Below are 15,571 nucleotides of genomic sequence, written 5' to 3'. Positions count from 1 at the left end.
CCGAACCATCGAGGAACGACGGCCCCGGACGAGCCGCTCCGGGGCGCTGCGGCTCCGGCCGCACTGGACGACCTGGAGACACGCACGTGACGACCACGGAAACCAAGCCACCGGCCAAGAGCGGCAGAATCGTCGGTCTGGACGTCCTGCGGGGATTCTCCGTACTGCTGGTCGTCTGCTACCACGGCTTCCCCGACGCGATCCCCGGCGGGGGAGTCGTCGGGGTCACCGTCTTCCTCGCCCTGAGCGGCTATATCGTCACGCGCCTGCTGCTGTCGGAGTGGGAGCGCAACGGCAGGATCGACGTCCTGCGTTACGCCCGCCGCCGCGCGGTCCGGCTGCTGCCCGCCCTGTGGGCCATGCTCGCCGGGCTCGCCCTGGTGACGATCCTGTTCAACCCGCTCGACGACGTCGAGCTGCTGCCCACGACGCTGCTCGTCGGCATCACCTACACCACGAACCTGCCGATCGACATCGGCTCCGCCGCGTCCTTCCACCTGTGGACCCTGGCCACCGAGGTCCAGTTCTACATCCTGTGGCCGCTGGTGCTGTGGGCCGGAATGCGCAGCCGCCGCCCGTGGGCGGCATTCATCACCGCGGCGGTCCTGGTCATCCTCGGCTGCCTCGCGGGCATGCTGATGGTCGCGCCCGACCTCGATGTCGCCTACCGGTTCCCCACCTCCTGGGGAATCGCACTGGTCATCGGCGCCTGCACCGCGCTGGCCGAGCGCCAGGGACTCATCCGCCCCACCGCCAACGGGCACTGGGCGGGTGTGGCAACGGCCGTGGCGATACTTGCGGTGCTGTGCCTGTTCCACCTGCGCGGGCACGCCTGGACCTACCTGGTCATCGCCCCCGGTGTCGCCGCGGTCACATGCTTTTTGATCATGCGCGCGTCGGCGTGGCCGGACTCCTCGAACCGCTTCATGCGCATGATGGTCGGCCTGGGCATGACCTGCTACGGCGCCTACCTGTGGAACTACCCGATCGTGCTGGTACTGCGCGACTGGTACGAGCCGCTGAGCGGCGTCATCTCCATGCCGCTGACCTTCCTGATGGGGTGGCTGAGCTGGCGTTTCCTGGAGAAGCCCCTACTCGACCGGTGGTCCGGGAAGTGAACGGGGCCCGGTTCCGCCCGGGCCCGGCAGCACCGGGCGGTCCGGTGGTTCGGGTGGTTTCCGTCTAGCGGATCGGATACGGCCGCCGGCGGCCGGGAGCAACCCGGCCGCCCGGCCCGCCATCCCGCACGTCCGCGCCGGTTCCGCACGGACGTGCGGGATGGCGGGCCAACCCCCGCCCCCTGCCCCTGCGCAGCCGCGCGGCGCGTGGCGGAGATCTCTGCGGGCGCATGCGGACGGACCCGCGAGCGGGCCGCTGACGCGCTCGGACCGGGCACTGCCGCGCACCGGCCGCACCTCTGCCGAGCCGTGCAGTGGCTCACGCTATTTTCCGCAATCTCCGCCGAACCGCACCCGGGTCCAATGAATCGGTACCTTTGACGGATATGTCCACCCCTGTACTGCTCCTACCCTGACACCCGGCCGTATGCCCCCGCGGCCGTGTCGAGGAGCCCCCGCAGACCCGTGCACGTATGAGTGTCAGGAGAACCTCCGTGACCCACCCCCTCCTCGCCGACCCCGAGGTGTCCGACCTCCCCGTGCGGGAATGCGGGGAGCCCCTGGTCGACCTGCGGAGCCTCGGCATCCACTGCATGAACCCCGACGACACCGCGGGGATGCGGGTGCGGTCCTCTCTGGGCGCGCGCCTGCGCGAGGCCCAGGACGCGCTGCCCGCCGGCCTGCGGTTCGGAGTCGCCCAGGGCCACCGCTCACCCGAGGACCAGCACGCGATCATCACCGCCTACACCGACACGCTGCGGCGCCTCCACCCGGAAAAGGGCGCCGCGGAGATCGAGCGGCTCTCCAGCCGGTTCGTGGCGCCCATCGGCGTGGCACCCCACGTCGCCGGCGCCGCGGTCGACCTCACCCTTGTCGACGCCGACCGGCGCCCCCTGTGGATGGGCACCGCGATCGACGCGACCCCGGAGGAGAGCGACGGGGCCTGCTACTTCGACGCCCCCGGCCTCGACCCGCTCGCCAGGGACAACCGCGCCATCCTGGCCGAAGCCCTCGAAGGCCGCGGACTGGTGAACTACCCCACCGAGTGGTGGCACTGGGGCTACGGCGACCGCTACTGGGCCTACGCAACCAGTTCCCCCTACGCCCTCTACGGCCCCTGGCCGGCAGCCGAGGCGATCGTGTGACAACGGCCACCCTCACCGTCGACCTGGAGGCGCTGGCACACAACGCCCGGAAGTTCGCCGGCCTCTCTTCGGGGTTCATGGCGGTGGTCAAGGCGGACGGCTTCAACCACGGAGCCGCCGAAGTCGCACGCACGGCCCTGGCCAACGGGGCCCGGAGCCTCGGTGTCACCAGCGTCCGCGAGGCCGTCCGACTGCGCGAACAGGGCATCGCCGCCCCCGTGCTGAGCTGGCTCAACCCCCCGGGCACCGACTACACCGAGGCGATCGGGCTGCACATCGACCTGGCCGCCGGCGGACTGGAGCAGCTCAACGCCATCGCCGACGCCGCACGCGGCGCCGACCGGGCACCCGGCATCCACCTGTTCGCCGACACCGGGATGTCGCGCGACGGGGCACCCGCGGACCTGTGGCCGGAGCTGTGCCGCCGCGCCCGCTTCCTGGAGCAGGCCGGCCGGGTGCGGATCGCCGGTGTCATGAGCCACCTGGCCTGCGCCGAAGAACCCGACCACCCGGCCAACGAGCAGGCCGTGCGGTTGTTCGAGCACGCCGTGTCGGAGCTGCGCGCCGCCGGCGCGGGCCCGGTGGTCCGGCACCTGGCAGCCAGCGCCGCCGCCCTGGGCATCCCCCGCACCAGGTACGACATGGTCCGGATCGGTGCCGGCCTGTACGGGATCGACCCGACCGGCGGGTACGGGCTGCGCCGCGCACTGACGTTCGCCGCGCCGGTGGCCATGGTGCGCGACGTCGAGGCGGGCACCCCGGTCGGCTACGGCCACGCCCACATCACCCGGACCCGCACCCGGCTCGCCCTGGTGCCGGTGGGCTACGCCGACGGCATTCCCCGAGTCGCCTCCGGCACCGCCGAAGTGCTGGTCCGCGGCCGCCGGTGCACCGTGGTGGGGGCCGTGTCAATGGACCAGATCCTGGTCGACGCCGGCGACCTGCCGGTGCAAGCCGGCGACGAGGCGACCGTCTACGGCCCCGGCGACGCGGGCGAACCGACCACGGCCGACTGGGCGCGCTGGTGCCGCACCAACGAACACGAACTGATGACCGGCGTGGGGCCGCGCGTGGAACGCGTCATCGGGCCGTCCCGCCCGGCCACCCCGACCATCCCCCAAGACGCCGCCCGGCTCTCGGGGGTGCGCCCCTCGTACGTGCGAATGTCGCCTGACCTGAAGGAGACAGAACCCCATGCCCAGTACTGACGAACGCCTCGATGTCATCGTCATCTGCGGAGGGACGGGCGCCGAACACGACGTGTCCGTCGCGTCGGCGGACTCGATCCTTCAGCATCTGGACACCACCGCCTACCGGGGCACCCGGCTGCTGATCGGCCGGGACGGCCGGTGGTACGGCGACGGCGGCGAAGCGCTGCCCGGGCTGGCCGGTGCGGTCGCGGTACTTGAGAACGCCGACGTCGTGTTCCCCGTCATCCACGGCACCGGTGGCGAGGACGGGACCCTGGCGGCGCTGCTGGACCTGTGCTCGGTGCCCTACGTCGGACCCGGTGTGCGGGCCGGGGCGGTGAGCATGGACAAACACCTCACCAAGCTGCTCGCGCGCGATGCCGGCGTGCGGGTGGCGCCCGGCATCCTGCTGGACGTGGGCACCGCCGGATCCGACGCCCTCGACTCCCTGCCCGCGGACCTGGAGATGCCGCTGTTCGTCAAGCCCGACCAGGAGGGCTCCAGCTTCGGTGTCTCGCGGGTCACCGACCGGGCGGAGTTGGACAAGGCCATCGCCCACGCGGCCGAGTTCGACCGCTACGTCCTGGTCGAGCAGGAGGCGCGGGGCCGCGAGATCGACAACGCCGTCCTCGAATACCCCGACGGAACCCTCGCCGTGAGCGCGCCTCTGGAGATCCGGGTCGGTTCGGCCGCGTTCTTCGACACCGAAAGCAAGTACGTGGCGGGCAGCGCCGAGTTCATCGTCCCGGCCCCGGTCTCCGACGCGTGCGCCGACCGGCTCCGCCGGACCAGCCTGCAGCTCTACCGCCTGCTCGGCTGCACGGGCACGGCCCGCTTCGACTACTTCGTGGACGAGGACGGCGAACCGACCCTCAACGAGATCAACGTGGTCCCCGGCCTGACCGCCAAGTCGCAGGTGCCGCGCATGTTCGAGGCCCAGGGCATCGACTATTCCGCACTGCTCGACATTCTGATCCGCACGGCAATGGCCGACAGGTAGCAGCGCCGCGGGGACCGGCCCCCTCCGGTCCCGGGCCGGGCGGCCGGGCCCGCCGGCCGGCGGCGGTGGCACGTGCACCGCCGCTGCCGGCCGATATCAGCCGGCGGCCGGCAGCCGCCGGATCCAGGCGGCCCGGGTCGCCGACGCCCGCTGCGATAGCGCGGCCTGCGGGACCACCCCGTCGAAGCGGCCCGCCGTCCCGATTCGGGGTGCCGCCCACCGCCGGCGGGATCCCCTACCGGACGGGATCGATGAGCGTGTCGGCGACCCAGTGGGCGACCCCGTCCGGATAGGGCGCGGGGAGGTTGATCACGATGTGGTCGAACCCGCTGCCGAGCGCCGCGCGGATCTCGTCGCGGGTGTCGCCGGGCCGGTCGTAGGACGCGGACAGGGGCATGGACCGGGTGATCTCGGCCGGGTCGCGGCCGATCTCGGCGCAGAGGCGGTCCAGCGTGGCGCTGCGCTCGATGGCGTCCTCGATACTGCCGGGCATGTTCCACCGGTCGGCGTGCTCGGCCACCACACGCAGCGTCCGGGTGGCGCGGCCGCCGATCGTGATCGGCGGGCAGGGCCGCTGCTGCACGGGCTTGGGGCTGCAGTAGGCACCGGTCAACCGGTGGTAGCCGCCGTCGAAGTCGAACGGTACGTTTTCCGACCATAGCCGGCGGATGATCGTGCACGCCTCGGCGAGGCTGCCGACCGCGTGCGCGGCGTCGTGGTACGGCAGGCCGTGGGCGTCGTACTCGTTGCGGGCCATGGGGATGTCGGTCCGCGAACCCGCTCCGATGCCGAACTCCAGCCGGCCGCCGGCGACCGTGTCGACGGTGGCGGCGATCTTGGCCAGCAGGGCCGGCGGGCGGATCCGGTTGCTGGTGACCAGCAGCCCAAGGCGCAGCCGCTCGGTCCGTGCGGCGAGGGCCGACAGCAGCGTCCAGCCTTCGAAGGTGGGCCCGTCCGGGGCGCCGAAGATGGGCATGAGGTGGTCGAACAGCCAGGCGTGCTCGATCTGCGGGACGGTGTCGGCCTCCTCCCAGACCCGCAGGATGTCGTCGTAGCCGACCTGCGACGGCGGCGTCATGATCCCGAAACTCGGCCCGCCGCCCTGCGGAGCCGGGCCGGCGCCGGTGTTGGTGTAGGCGTTGGTGTCGGTCATTTCGAGTCGGTCCTTCCCAGCGGGGTGCCGGCGCCGGCACCGGCCGGTGGTGTGTTGCTCATGGGGTGTCCGTTTCGGTGATCGGCATTGGCCGTATCGCGCCGCGATCCGGCATGGTGGATATCCGGATCGCTGCTCCGAAAGAATATATGGAACATTGTTCCGTTTTGCAAGTCCAGTGGAGGAACGCGCATGACCACGGCCGGAGTCCCGCCGACCGCCGACCGCCGACCGCCGGCCGTCGCCCGGAGCCAAAGGCGGACACGGGCCCGCTCGGCGGTCTTGCCCGCGGCCGGGCGACGGGTGGCCTGGGCTGAAAAGCGGCAGCGACGGCCGCGGTCGGCCGGGGCGCGCGGACACCGCTCCCACCGCAGGCGGCAAGGGCGGGCGGCGCGCCGACCCTGCGGAAATGCCCGGATTTCACAGCTGAGACCGGCATTTCTGCATGATCAGCAACGGAAACCCGACATAACGGACAAACGCGCGCCCGCTCACTCCTGTGTTACGCGCAGCGGCCCGAACGCGATCCGCGTGAGCGCGCCGTCATCGGCCCAGCGCAGCGAGATACCGTCCGGCCCGGCGGCCACCTCGCCGATCACCGCGGCCGCCTCCAGCGGCTCCGGATCGGCGCTCAGCGCGGCCAGGGCGGCAAAGACCGCGGTCCCCTCGACCGGCGCCACGAGCCGGGGCAGCCGGACCCAAGAAGCGAAAGCCGTACCGGCCGGGGCGCGCACCTCTTCGCGCTCCGCCCACCCGTGCAGCGGGTGCAGCTCCGCCGCCGGGGCCTCGCCGGGCGCGACCGCCCACCCGGTCAGCTCGGCGCGCGCCCGGGCGGGTGCGCCCACCACGCGGTGCACACGCAACTCCCAGCGGGCCCGCACCACCACCACGCTCTCGACCGCAAGGGCGGGCAGCACCGGCGAGCCGCCCGGAAACACCGGCCGGTGCCAGGACGCCGCCCAGCCCCACCCTTCGCCCTGATCGGCGCCCAGCGGATGGATGCGGCGCCGCACGCTGCGCAGACCGCGGTGCACCACGGCGAAATGGTTGTCCGCGGGGTTGGCCGCCGATGTGGGGCCGGTGCGGGTGGAGTAGGCCTGCCGGGCGTAGAGCGGGTCCTCGCCCGCAGCCGACTCGCCTTCGTGCGGGCGGATATGGTCGCTGCCGTGGTTGTGCACCCGGACGATGCCGTCGGCGCGGGTCGTCTGCACGAGCAGGCCCGGTGCGGGCAGCGCGAGCACCCGGTCGGGGCCCTCGCTCGGCGCCGGCAGTTCGGTATCGGTCCACAGCCGGTGGTCGGGCGGCGCGAGCAGGCACGCGAACGCCTTCGATGCCCAGTACGGCGAGGCGGGGCCGGAATAGGGTTGGACCGTCGGTGGGTGCGGCCCGTGCCAGCCCAGGCTGAGCAGCCCTCCGGCATCGGCGGCGCCGCGGTCGAGGAAGTACCGCAGGCTCCCGCTGAGCAGCCGCCGCGACACTCCCGGGGCCAGCGGCGTGTTCCCGGTGACCGCGCCGAGGGCCACCGCGGTCCCGGCGGCGAACCGGTAGGTCATCGACCGGCCCAGGTACAGCGGCGCGCCGTCGCCGCCGAAAAGCAGCCCGAAACCGGTCAGGTGCTCGGCCAGGCGCGCGCCGTGCACCGTGGACTCGCCGCGCAGGTGGGCGTCGAGCACCGGGTAGGCGTGCAGCGCCCAGCCGTTGTAGTGGTCGAAGGCGCGCCCGTCGCCGTCGGAGTACCAGCCCTGGCCGCGGTACCACTCCTCCAGCAGCGCGAGCGCGCGTTCGCGGACCCGGCGCGTGTCGGCGTCGCCGCGGCCCACCGACTCCAGGAAACCGGCCACGGTGAACGGGAACAGGTACCAGTTGCTGGGCGCGGGCAGTGCGTACAGCGCACCGCGCAGCCAGGCCGCCACCCGGTCCTGGGTGGCGGGGCCGAGCCGGTCCCACAGCCACGGCCGGCACAGCCGCAGCCCCAGCGCGATCGATGCGGCCTCGACCATGGGCTGGCCGTGCTTGTCGTGGTCGCCGATGACCGGCCAGGACTCCGTATCGCCGGATCCCGGCGTGCGGGTGCCCGCGGCCAGCCCATCGGCGTAGCGGCCCATCCGGTCGTGCGGGTCAGCGCCGCCGGCGCCTGCGACGCGGAAGGCCGCCATCAGCAGGGTCCGGGCGAAACCTTCGAGCCCGTCGCAGCGGACTCCGGCCGCAGAGGGCCGGCCCGGCAGGTCCAGCAGTGCGCCGGCCGGGCTCGCCCACCGCCACGCCGCGGCCAGCAGCCCGTCGGCGGCGGCTTCCCAGTGCTGGCGCGTGTAGCCGGTGTGCGGGCTCAGCGCGCGGTCGTCGGCGGGCAGCTCCAGCGGGTTCACGCGATCCGCTCCAGTGATTCGCGGTGGACGGGATGGGCGAATCCGGTTCCGGCGGCCCAGCGCCCGAGTTCGGCGACCGCCACCTCGGCGAGCCGCTGCCATTCGTTGCCCTGGGATCCGGCCAAGTGCGGGGTGATCAGCACGTTGGTGCAGTCCCACAGCGGGTGGTCGGCGGGCAGCACATCGGGGTCGGTGACATCGAGGACGGCGCGGATGCGTCCGGCCGCCGCCGCGTCGGTGAGGGCGTCCTGGTCGACCACGGCGCCGCGCGCGGTGTTGATGAGGACCGCGTCGGGCCGCAGCATCCCGAGCAGTTTCCGGCTCACCAGGCCCCGGGTGGCCGGCAGCAGCGGCGTGTGGACGCTTACCACGTCGCTGCGCACGAACAGTTCGTCCAGGTCGACCGGTTCGGCACCGAGCGCCGCCGCGTCCTCGGCGGTGACATAGGGGTCGTGCAGCAGTATCCGCAGGTCGTAGGGGTGCAGCAGTTCGATGACCCGGCGCCCCACCAGTGAGGCCGAGAGGATGCCGACCGTGCGGCCGAAGTTGCCGACGCCGCGGGTTATCCGGCCGATGTCCTCGCGGCGGCGCTGCGCCCGGTGGTCGCGGGCGCGTTCCAACACCCGCTTGCCGGAGAGCAGGATCATCGCCACGGTGTACTCGGCGACGGGCAGGGCGTTGGCCGCCGCCGCGGACGACACCTCGATACCGCGGTCCCAGCAGGCGGGGGTGACGTGTCCGCGCACCGAGCCGGCGGTGTGCACCACTGCGGCGAGCCGCGGTGCCGCGGCGAGCACGGCCCCGTCCAGTGGCGGACAGCCCCAGCCGGTGACCAGCACCTCGACCTCGGACAGGACGCTGCGCGCCCGCGCGCCGGAGAAGTCGTCGAGGACCGGCCCGGGTGCGAGATCGCAGACAGCGCGCAGTGCGTCCAGCGCGCCGTCGTCCAGGACGGCCCGGGCCGCATCGGGGGCCATGGCCAGCGCGGCGCGGGGGAGGCGGCTCACTTGACCGCCCCCGCGGTCAGGCCGGAGCGCCAGAAGCGCTGGAGCAGCAGGAACGACAGGATGAGCGGCAGCACCGCCAGCAACGAACCGGTGATCACCACGGGATAGTACTCGGGGGAGACGGTGGCGGCGCTGTTCCAGCTGTAGAGCCCGAGCGCCACCGGGTAGAGCCGTTGGTCGGAGAGCATCACCATTGGCAGGAAGAAGTTGTTCCAGATCGCGGTGAGCTGGAACAGGAACACGGTGACCAGACCGGGCCCGAGCATCCGCAGCGCCACCCGGAAGTACATGGCCAATTCCCCGGTGCCGTCCATCCGGGCGGCTTCCAGTACCTCGCCGGGCACGTAGCCCTCGCTGAAGATCCGGCCGAGGTAGACGCCGAACGGGTTGAACAGCAGCGGGATGAACACCGCCCAGAAGGTGTTCACCATGCCCGTGTAGGACGCCAGCAGGTACAGCGGCAGCGCCAGTACCGTCTGCGGCACCATCACCGCCGCCAGCACCAGGCCGAACAGCCGCTCCTTGTGCCGGAAGTGGTATTTGTCGAAGGCGTAGCCGCAGGCCACGCTCACCAGCGCGCCGATCGCCGCTCCCGCGCCCGCGTAGACGAGGGTGTTCAGGTACCAGCGGCCGTACAGGCCGCCGTCCATGGTGAACAGGTCGCCGATGTTCGACAGCAGCGAGAACCCCTGCAGCGAGAGCAGGTCGCTGCCGAACAGGGCGTCGGCGTCCTTGGAGGCGGCGAGCACCAGCCACAGCACGGGCAGCAGGGTGTAGAGGACGACGATGCCGGCCACGGTGTTCACGGCCGTGCGCCCCATGAGCGTGGGCCGGGCGGAGGCGGGGGTGCTGCTCATCGGGTTTCCTTCCGGCGGGCCGTGCGGTTGGTCAGGCGCGTGACTCCGTAGGACAGGGCGATGGTGCAGGTCAGCAGGATGACGGAGGCTGCCGCGGCGAGACCGTAGTTGTTGCGGGTGAAGGCTGCGTCGTAGATGTACATGCTCGGCGAGAACCGGGAGCTGACCACGGGCGTGGACTGGCTGAGCAGCATCGGCTCGGTGAAGAGCTGCAGGGTGAAGATCAGGCTGAACAGCACGACCATCACGACCGAGGACCGGATCATCGGCGCCTTGATCCGCAGCGCGGTGCGGACGGGTCCGGCGCCGTCGACCACCGAGGCCTCGATCAGCTCGCGCGGGACCGCCTGCAGCGCGGCGTAGAAGACCACCATGTTGTAGCCGAGGTTGGTCCACAGCGCGATGTTCACCATGGACGGCACGACGGTGTGCACGCCGAGGAGGTCGATGGTGATGTCGGCGCTGCCGAGCGCGTCGACCACCGGGCTGAGCCCGGGTGTGTACAGGTAGAGCCAGATGATGGCCGCGATGATCCCGGGCACCGTGTGCGGCAGGAACAATCCGAGCTGCACCCACGACCGCAGCCGCGCCGCTCCCGAGTCGAGCAGCAGCGCCAGGCCGAGCGCGCCGAGTACGAGCAGCGGGATGTAGAGCAGGCAGAAAGCGAACACCACGCCCAGTCCGCTGAGGAAGGTCGGGTCGCCGAGCACGGCCGCGTAGCTCCGCAGCCCAACGAAGGCGGGGTTCTGGGGCCCGAAGCCGAGCCCGGACCGGTCGTCGGCGAAGAAGCTCAGCCATAGGGCGGTTCCCAGCGGGATCAGGAACACGGCCACGAGCAGCGCGAAGAACGGCGCCATCAGCACGGTGCAGGCGAACGCCTGGTTCCGGCCGCCGATGCGGCGGCGCGGCGGGCCGGTGCGGGACCCGGGTGGGGACGCGGATGCGGAGCCGGCCGCGGCGGCGCGGCCCGGCCGCCCGCTCGCGGCGGGGGCGGCCCGCGGGCTTCGGGGGCCTGCCGGTGGGGAAGCGCCCGTCACCATGGGCGTTACCTCCTGTTGCTTCGGGGGGTCTGCGGGGGTGCTTCCGGGTCAGGCGGTATCGCCGCTGATAGCAAGGCCCAGCGCCTTCAGGTCGGGCAGGGTGCCCGCCTGCGCCGCGCGTACGGCGCCGAACACGGTGCCCTCCCCGGCGTCGGCGCGGGCGAAGTTGTCCTGCAGGACCTGCAGGGTCGCGGTCATCCGCGGGCCCCACACCCAGTCGTCGCGGATCTTGCCGGCCTCCTGCTCGAAGAGGCGGTAGATGTCCTGGCCGTTGTAGTAGGAGGGGTCGAACGCCTTGCGGCCGACACCGACCAGGTCGGGCACCGCCGGGTACTGGGTGCTGGTGCCGGCCGACAGCCGGGCGCGCAGCGCATCGGGGTGGGACACCTGCCATTCGATGAACTCCATGGCGGCTTCCGGGTGCGCGCTGTCGCGGGTGACCGCGAAGGTGGAGCCGCCGTGGCCGCCCAGGGCGGCGCTGCCGGAGTCCCATTGGGGGAGCGGCGCGATGGCCCATCGGCCCTGCTGGCCGGGTTGCGACGACATCTGCGCTCCGGCGTCCCATGCGCCGCTGAGCCGGGTGAGGACCAGGCCGTCGCCGATCTGGGCGTCGTAGCGCAGGCTGCCCATGGGGTTGGCGAACACGGTCTCGTCGTCGATGAGCCCCTGCCAGTACTCCGACATGCGCCGGGTGGGGGCGTCGGTCAGCGCGACGTGCCAGGCGCCGCCGCGGATGTCGAACCACTGGGCTCCGGCCTGGCAGGCGTAGGCGGCGAATTGGCTGCCGCCGTCGGTGGGGAAGACGGTGATGCGCCGCCCGGGGAGCCGGTCGCGGACGGTGCGGCCCACCGCGGCGAACTCGTCCCAGGTGCGCGGTACCGCGAGGCCGTGTTCGTCGAACACGTCCTTGCGGTAGTGCATGACCATCGGTTCGATGTCGAGGGGCACCGAGTAGGTCCGGCCGTCGAACGTGGTGTTCTCCAGTGCCTGGGGCAGCAGGCGCGAGCGCAGCCGGTCGCCCATCAGGGTGGTGATGTCGCGGGTCACGCCGTCGATGGCAAAGCCCGGGAGCTGGGGGTATTCGATGGTGGCCACATCGGGGGCGTTGCCGGCGCGGGCGGCGTTGCTGAGTTTGGCGTAGCCGCCGGCGCTGCCGGTGGGGATCTGCTCGAAGTCGACCCGGATGCGGTCCTGGGTTTCGTTGAAGGCGTCGACCACCTCCTGGCTGCCGCGCAGGGCCGACCAGAAGGTGATGCGGGTGCGCTTCCCGGCGCCGCCCGCCGCCGGGCCGGCGGCGGGGGAGCAGCCGCCGAGCGCACCCAGTACGGGGGTGGTCAGCCCTGCGGCCAGTACGGAACGCCGGCTCGGCATGCCAGGCATCGGTGCCTCCCGTTCATCTGGGTGTGACACCTGTGAGTCTGGCCACATGAGCGTTTGCCAGTCAATAGATCGAACGAAATAATATCGATCAAACGATCAATCTGTGCTCCGGTTGGCAAGATGGGATCGGTCGGTACAGATCAGCGGTTGCGGGTGGCGGGTACGGATCGGTGCAGGCCGGTTCAGGAGTTTCAGGGCGGGTTGGGCCGTTCCGTGCCGGCCGGCCTCACTCCAGCCGCCGGGTGGACGCGCGGACCTCCAGGTGCGGCAGTACCTCTACGTGCCGGGGCGACCACACCGCTCCGCGGGCCTCGGCGGCCAGGCGTTCCCGGATCAGCTCGGCCGCCACCCGGCCGACGTCGGCCTTGGGCGGTGCGACCGCGGTCAGCGGAATGGCGCCCATCGCGGCCACGACATCGTCGTAGGCCACCACCGAGCAGTCCTCGGGAACCCGGACGCCGGCCTCGGTGAGCTGCTGCACCAGCATCAGCGCGTCCACATCGCCGTGCAGGAGCGCGGCCGTGGCGCCGCGGCCGCGCACAAGCTCGGCGAGCCAACCGGGGTCGGCGAACTCGGGGCCCGGTCCGGTGTCGTTGTCGGCGTCGGAGCCCGCGGCGCTCAACACCACCGCCCAGTCCTCGATCTCGGGCGCGACGGCCGCGATCCCGGCGAACGCGGCGCGGACCGTCCGCGCGGTGGGGCTGTCCGCGCGGGCGGCGAGCACGATCCGCCGGTGGCCGAGGGCGACCAGGTGGTCCACGGCGAGGCGGACGCCGTACCAGTGGTCACTGCAGACCGAGTCGACCGTGTCCAGTGGGCTTCCCCGCTGCGGGCGCCGTTCCATCAGCACCATCGGCAGCTTCACCTGCGCCAGCCAGGCGAGGTCGGCCTGCTCCGCGGCGGCGCTGCGCCAGCGCGGCGCGATCAGCAGTCCCTGGACGCCGTCGGCGGGAACCCGCTCGACGATGGGCTGCTCGGCGCCTGCCGCCTGCGGCGCGATGTGCAGGATCACCCGGGTCCCGGCCGACTCCAGTGCCCGGCGCGCACCGTGCACGACCTCGTTGAGGTAGGCGTGCCGCTCGGGCACCACCAGGGCGACGGCGGCGGTGCCCTTGCCGGGCGGCTGCGGCGCCGGCCGCTCCGGCGGAACGAGCGAACGGGCGATTCCGTGGCCGCGCCGCAACTTGCCGTCCTGGGCCAGATCCTCGATGTCCCGGCGCACGGTCACCACCGAAACCTCCAGCTCCTGCGCCAGATCGGCCACCCGCACCTCCCCTCGCGCCTGCACGGCGGCCAGGATCCGGTTGCGCCGATCCTCTATCGGTTCGCGCATGCCACGCCCCTTCCGCTCGTTTGAATGTTTGACCGCAACCATACCGATCAACGGTTGCCAAACGAAGCACCTGCAGGAGGCGGAGCGCGCGAATACGAGATACGGGGCAGAGCCGCGGGCGGCGGGCGTTCGCGCGTTCGCCCCACAGTCGCCCTATGGCATCTGCAGGGTCGCCGTCGACATCACCGAACGTCTTAATCCACCGAAGGGACGGCCGCGGTGCCGACGACCTACCGGGTGCGCGCCCTGCGCTGGAAGGGCGGCTGGGAACTCCACATCGACGGAGTCGGAGCCACGCAGACCCGCCGCCTCACAGCGGCCGGGGACATGGCGCGCGACTACATCGCCAGGGCGCTCGGTATCGAGGACATCGATGACCTCAACGTGCTCGTCGAAGACGCCGATACCGATGCGACCGCAGTCGGGGCCGATCAAGTCCGGCGGGACGCTCGGGCCAAAGGGCGGTAGCGCCGCCTGCAGCGGCGCCGAGCCGGCGCCGGTTACCGGGCCCAGGCGACGTGGCCGTCGGGGCGGATCGCGGCCGCTGCGACACCGGTCCAGTCCGGGTGCTGTTCGCGCAGCGGTGTGCTGGAGAAGTCGAGGTGGACGAAGTCTCCGGGGTGCAGTTGCTCGAACAGGGTCGAGTCGGCGAACTTGAGGTTGGGTGCACGCCGGCCGGTGAGCGGGTGGGCTGCGGGGTCGGCGGCCGGGTAGTGCACGGCCAGGCCGGAGAGCCGTTCGGCGAGTCCGCGCGCGAACTCGCCGTTTTCGGCCACCAGCTTCGACAGCAGTGCGCGCAGCGCCTGGCCGTCCGGGTTGAACGCGCACATCAGTGCGGTCTGCGCGCGGGTGCTTTCCAGTAGGTCCGCGCCCACCGGATGGCGTTCGCCGTGGTAGCTGTCGAGCAGGCCGGCGGGTTCGCGCCCGGCTGCGACGGCGGCGAGCTTCCATCCGAGGTTGGCCGCATCCTGCACCCCGGCGTTGAGCCCGACCCCGCCCGCGGGCATGTGCTGGTGGGCGGCGTCCCCGGCCAGCAGGATGCGGCCCTGGCGGTAGCGCTGCGCTTGGCGGCCGGCGTTGGTGAACCGGGACAGCCAGGTCGGCGAGTGCGCACCGAAGTCGGTGCCCGCCACGGCGCGGGCCTTGCTGCGCACCTCGTCCATGGTCAATTCCGCCGGCCGGCCGGTGTGCAGGTCCTCGGGGGCGAGCCCGACCATCCGGTGGACGCCGCCGGGCAGCGGGACGATCATCAGCCCTCCGGTGCCACCGAAGCGGGTGTAGGCGCCGCCCGCCGGCGGGGAGTCGAGGGTGACGTCGGCGAGCCAGCCCGCGGCCGTCATGCCGGTGCCGGGAAAGCCGATCCCCGCCGAGCGGCGCACGGTGCTGCGCGTGCCGTCGCAGCCGACCAGATACTGCGCCTCCAGCGTGTAGGCCCCGCCGGGCCCTTCGGCGCCGACCCGGACCGAGGAGGCGCCGTCGTCCGCGCCGGTGACACGGTGCCCGCGGTGGATCGCCGCCCCGCGTGCCAGTGCCAACTCCTCCAGTAGCGCCTCGGTCCGCGCCTGCGGGATGGCCAGGGTGAACGGGAAGTCCGTATCGAGGAGGCCGAAGTCCAGCCGCGTTTCCAGCGCCGCGAAGTGCCCGTTGGGGATGCGCAGTCCTTCGGCGAGGAACGGGGTTTCGGCCCCGCGCGACGCCAGCAGTTCGATCGTGCGGGGGTGCACGGTGAGCGCCTTCGATTTCGGATCCGGTTCGGACCGGGGTTCCAACACCGTCACACCGATCCCGGCCAGTCGCAGTTCGGCGGCCAGCCACAGCCCGACCGGTCCGGCGCCCGCAATCACCACGTTCTCGTCCACAGCCACTCTTTCTTGTTCGGTGACCAAGAAATTAGCAGATGTATTGTTCACTGACCAAGAAATCGATGTGCGGGTGGGCGGCGACCGGCGGGAGCGGCCGGTCACGCGCCTATAATCGTCGCC

Annotated in this window: 13 protein-coding genes; 5 read left to right on the top strand and 8 right to left on the bottom strand. The window is 72.2% G+C overall.

Annotated features, from left to right (window positions below):
* Positions 1-86 precede the first annotated feature (86 nt).
* The 4 genes from ACYVD5_RS05340 (at position 87) to ACYVD5_RS05325 (ending at position 4,453) form a co-directional block, all read left to right on the top strand.
* The gene (locus ACYVD5_RS05340; RefSeq protein ID WP_460999778.1) at positions 87-1,118 is read left to right on the top strand and encodes an acyltransferase family protein; all 1,032 of its coding nucleotides are present in this window, start codon (positions 87-89) and stop codon (positions 1,116-1,118) included.
* 494 nt (positions 1,119-1,612) lie between these two features.
* Positions 1,613-2,263: a M15 family metallopeptidase gene (locus ACYVD5_RS05335; protein WP_460999777.1), complete on the top strand. Its 651-nt coding sequence runs from the start codon at positions 1,613-1,615 to the stop codon at positions 2,261-2,263.
* A complete protein-coding gene (gene alr, locus ACYVD5_RS05330; protein ID WP_460999776.1) occupies positions 2,260-3,471 on the top strand; it encodes an alanine racemase in 1,212 nt (403 codons plus the stop codon). Before ACYVD5_RS05335 ends, alr begins: the two co-directional genes overlap by 4 nt.
* Positions 3,458-4,453, top strand: a complete 996-nt coding sequence (locus tag ACYVD5_RS05325; protein WP_460999775.1) for a D-alanine--D-alanine ligase family protein — start codon at positions 3,458-3,460, stop codon at positions 4,451-4,453. The genes alr and ACYVD5_RS05325 overlap by 14 nt, the downstream gene beginning before the upstream one ends.
* A gap of 235 nt (positions 4,454-4,688) precedes the next feature.
* Here the strand turns inward: ACYVD5_RS05325 and ACYVD5_RS05320 are convergent, their stop codons facing one another.
* From ACYVD5_RS05320 to ACYVD5_RS05290, 7 genes are all read right to left on the bottom strand, one after another.
* Complete coding sequence (locus ACYVD5_RS05320; RefSeq protein ID WP_460999774.1) at positions 4,689-5,606, bottom strand: LLM class flavin-dependent oxidoreductase; 918 nt, start codon at positions 5,604-5,606, stop codon at positions 4,689-4,691.
* 491 nt (positions 5,607-6,097) lie between these two features.
* Positions 6,098-7,972, bottom strand: a complete 1,875-nt coding sequence (locus ACYVD5_RS05315) for a DUF2264 domain-containing protein (protein WP_460999773.1) — start codon at positions 7,970-7,972, stop codon at positions 6,098-6,100.
* A complete protein-coding gene (locus ACYVD5_RS05310; RefSeq protein ID WP_460999772.1) occupies positions 7,969-8,979 on the bottom strand; it encodes a hydroxyacid dehydrogenase in 1,011 nt (336 codons plus the stop codon). Before ACYVD5_RS05310 ends, ACYVD5_RS05315 begins: the two co-directional genes overlap by 4 nt.
* Entirely contained in the window at positions 8,976-9,836 is an 861-nt protein-coding gene (locus tag ACYVD5_RS05305) for a carbohydrate ABC transporter permease (RefSeq protein WP_460999771.1), read from the bottom strand. The genes ACYVD5_RS05310 and ACYVD5_RS05305 overlap by 4 nt, the downstream gene beginning before the upstream one ends.
* Positions 9,833-10,693, bottom strand: a complete 861-nt coding sequence (locus ACYVD5_RS05300) for a carbohydrate ABC transporter permease (protein ID WP_460999770.1) — start codon at positions 10,691-10,693, stop codon at positions 9,833-9,835. The genes ACYVD5_RS05305 and ACYVD5_RS05300 overlap by 4 nt, the downstream gene beginning before the upstream one ends.
* A 231-nt stretch (positions 10,694-10,924) precedes the next feature.
* Entirely contained in the window at positions 10,925-12,256 is a 1,332-nt protein-coding gene (locus ACYVD5_RS05295; RefSeq protein ID WP_460999769.1) for an ABC transporter substrate-binding protein, read from the bottom strand.
* Between the two features lie 226 nt (positions 12,257-12,482).
* Entirely contained in the window at positions 12,483-13,589 is a 1,107-nt protein-coding gene (locus ACYVD5_RS05290; protein WP_460999768.1) for a substrate-binding domain-containing protein, read from the bottom strand.
* 219 nt (positions 13,590-13,808) lie between these two features.
* Here ACYVD5_RS05290 and ACYVD5_RS05285 point away from each other — a divergent pair, with 219 nt between their 5' ends.
* On the top strand, positions 13,809-14,057 hold the full coding sequence (locus tag ACYVD5_RS05285; protein ID WP_460999767.1) for a hypothetical protein: 249 nt from the start codon (positions 13,809-13,811) through the stop codon (positions 14,055-14,057).
* Positions 14,058-14,089: 32 nt separating this feature from the next.
* Here ACYVD5_RS05285 and ACYVD5_RS05280 read toward each other — a convergent pair whose 3' ends face one another.
* Positions 14,090-15,448 (bottom strand): FAD-dependent monooxygenase, encoded by a 1,359-nt coding sequence (locus ACYVD5_RS05280; protein WP_460999766.1) that lies wholly within the window; start codon positions 15,446-15,448, stop codon positions 14,090-14,092.
* Positions 15,449-15,571 lie beyond the last annotated feature (123 nt).

The sequence above is a fragment of the Streptomonospora sediminis genome, from assembly GCF_054778995.1.
The sequence above is the reverse complement of the archived record's forward strand: the minus strand, read 5'-3'. Positions and strand labels throughout refer to the sequence as shown.

What these genes read in the sequence shown, in the direction of transcription:
- ACYVD5_RS05300 (WP_460999770.1), bottom strand. Translation starts at nt 10,693, where the DNA reads ATGGCGCCGTTCTTCGCGCTGCTCGTGGCCGTGTTCCTGATCCCGCTG.
- ACYVD5_RS05305 (WP_460999771.1), bottom strand. Translation starts at nt 9,836, where the DNA reads ATGAGCAGCACCCCCGCCTCCGCCCGGCCCACGCTCATGGGGCGCACG.
- ACYVD5_RS05295 (WP_460999769.1), bottom strand. Translation starts at nt 12,256, where the DNA reads ATGCCTGGCATGCCGAGCCGGCGTTCCGTACTGGCCGCAGGGCTGACC.
- ACYVD5_RS05290 (WP_460999768.1), bottom strand. Translation starts at nt 13,589, where the DNA reads ATGCGCGAACCGATAGAGGATCGGCGCAACCGGATCCTGGCCGCCGTG.
- ACYVD5_RS05320 (WP_460999774.1), bottom strand. Translation starts at nt 5,606, where the DNA reads ATGACCGACACCAACGCCTACACCAACACCGGCGCCGGCCCGGCTCCG.
- ACYVD5_RS05325 (WP_460999775.1), top strand. Translation starts at nt 3,458, where the DNA reads ATGCCCAGTACTGACGAACGCCTCGATGTCATCGTCATCTGCGGAGGG.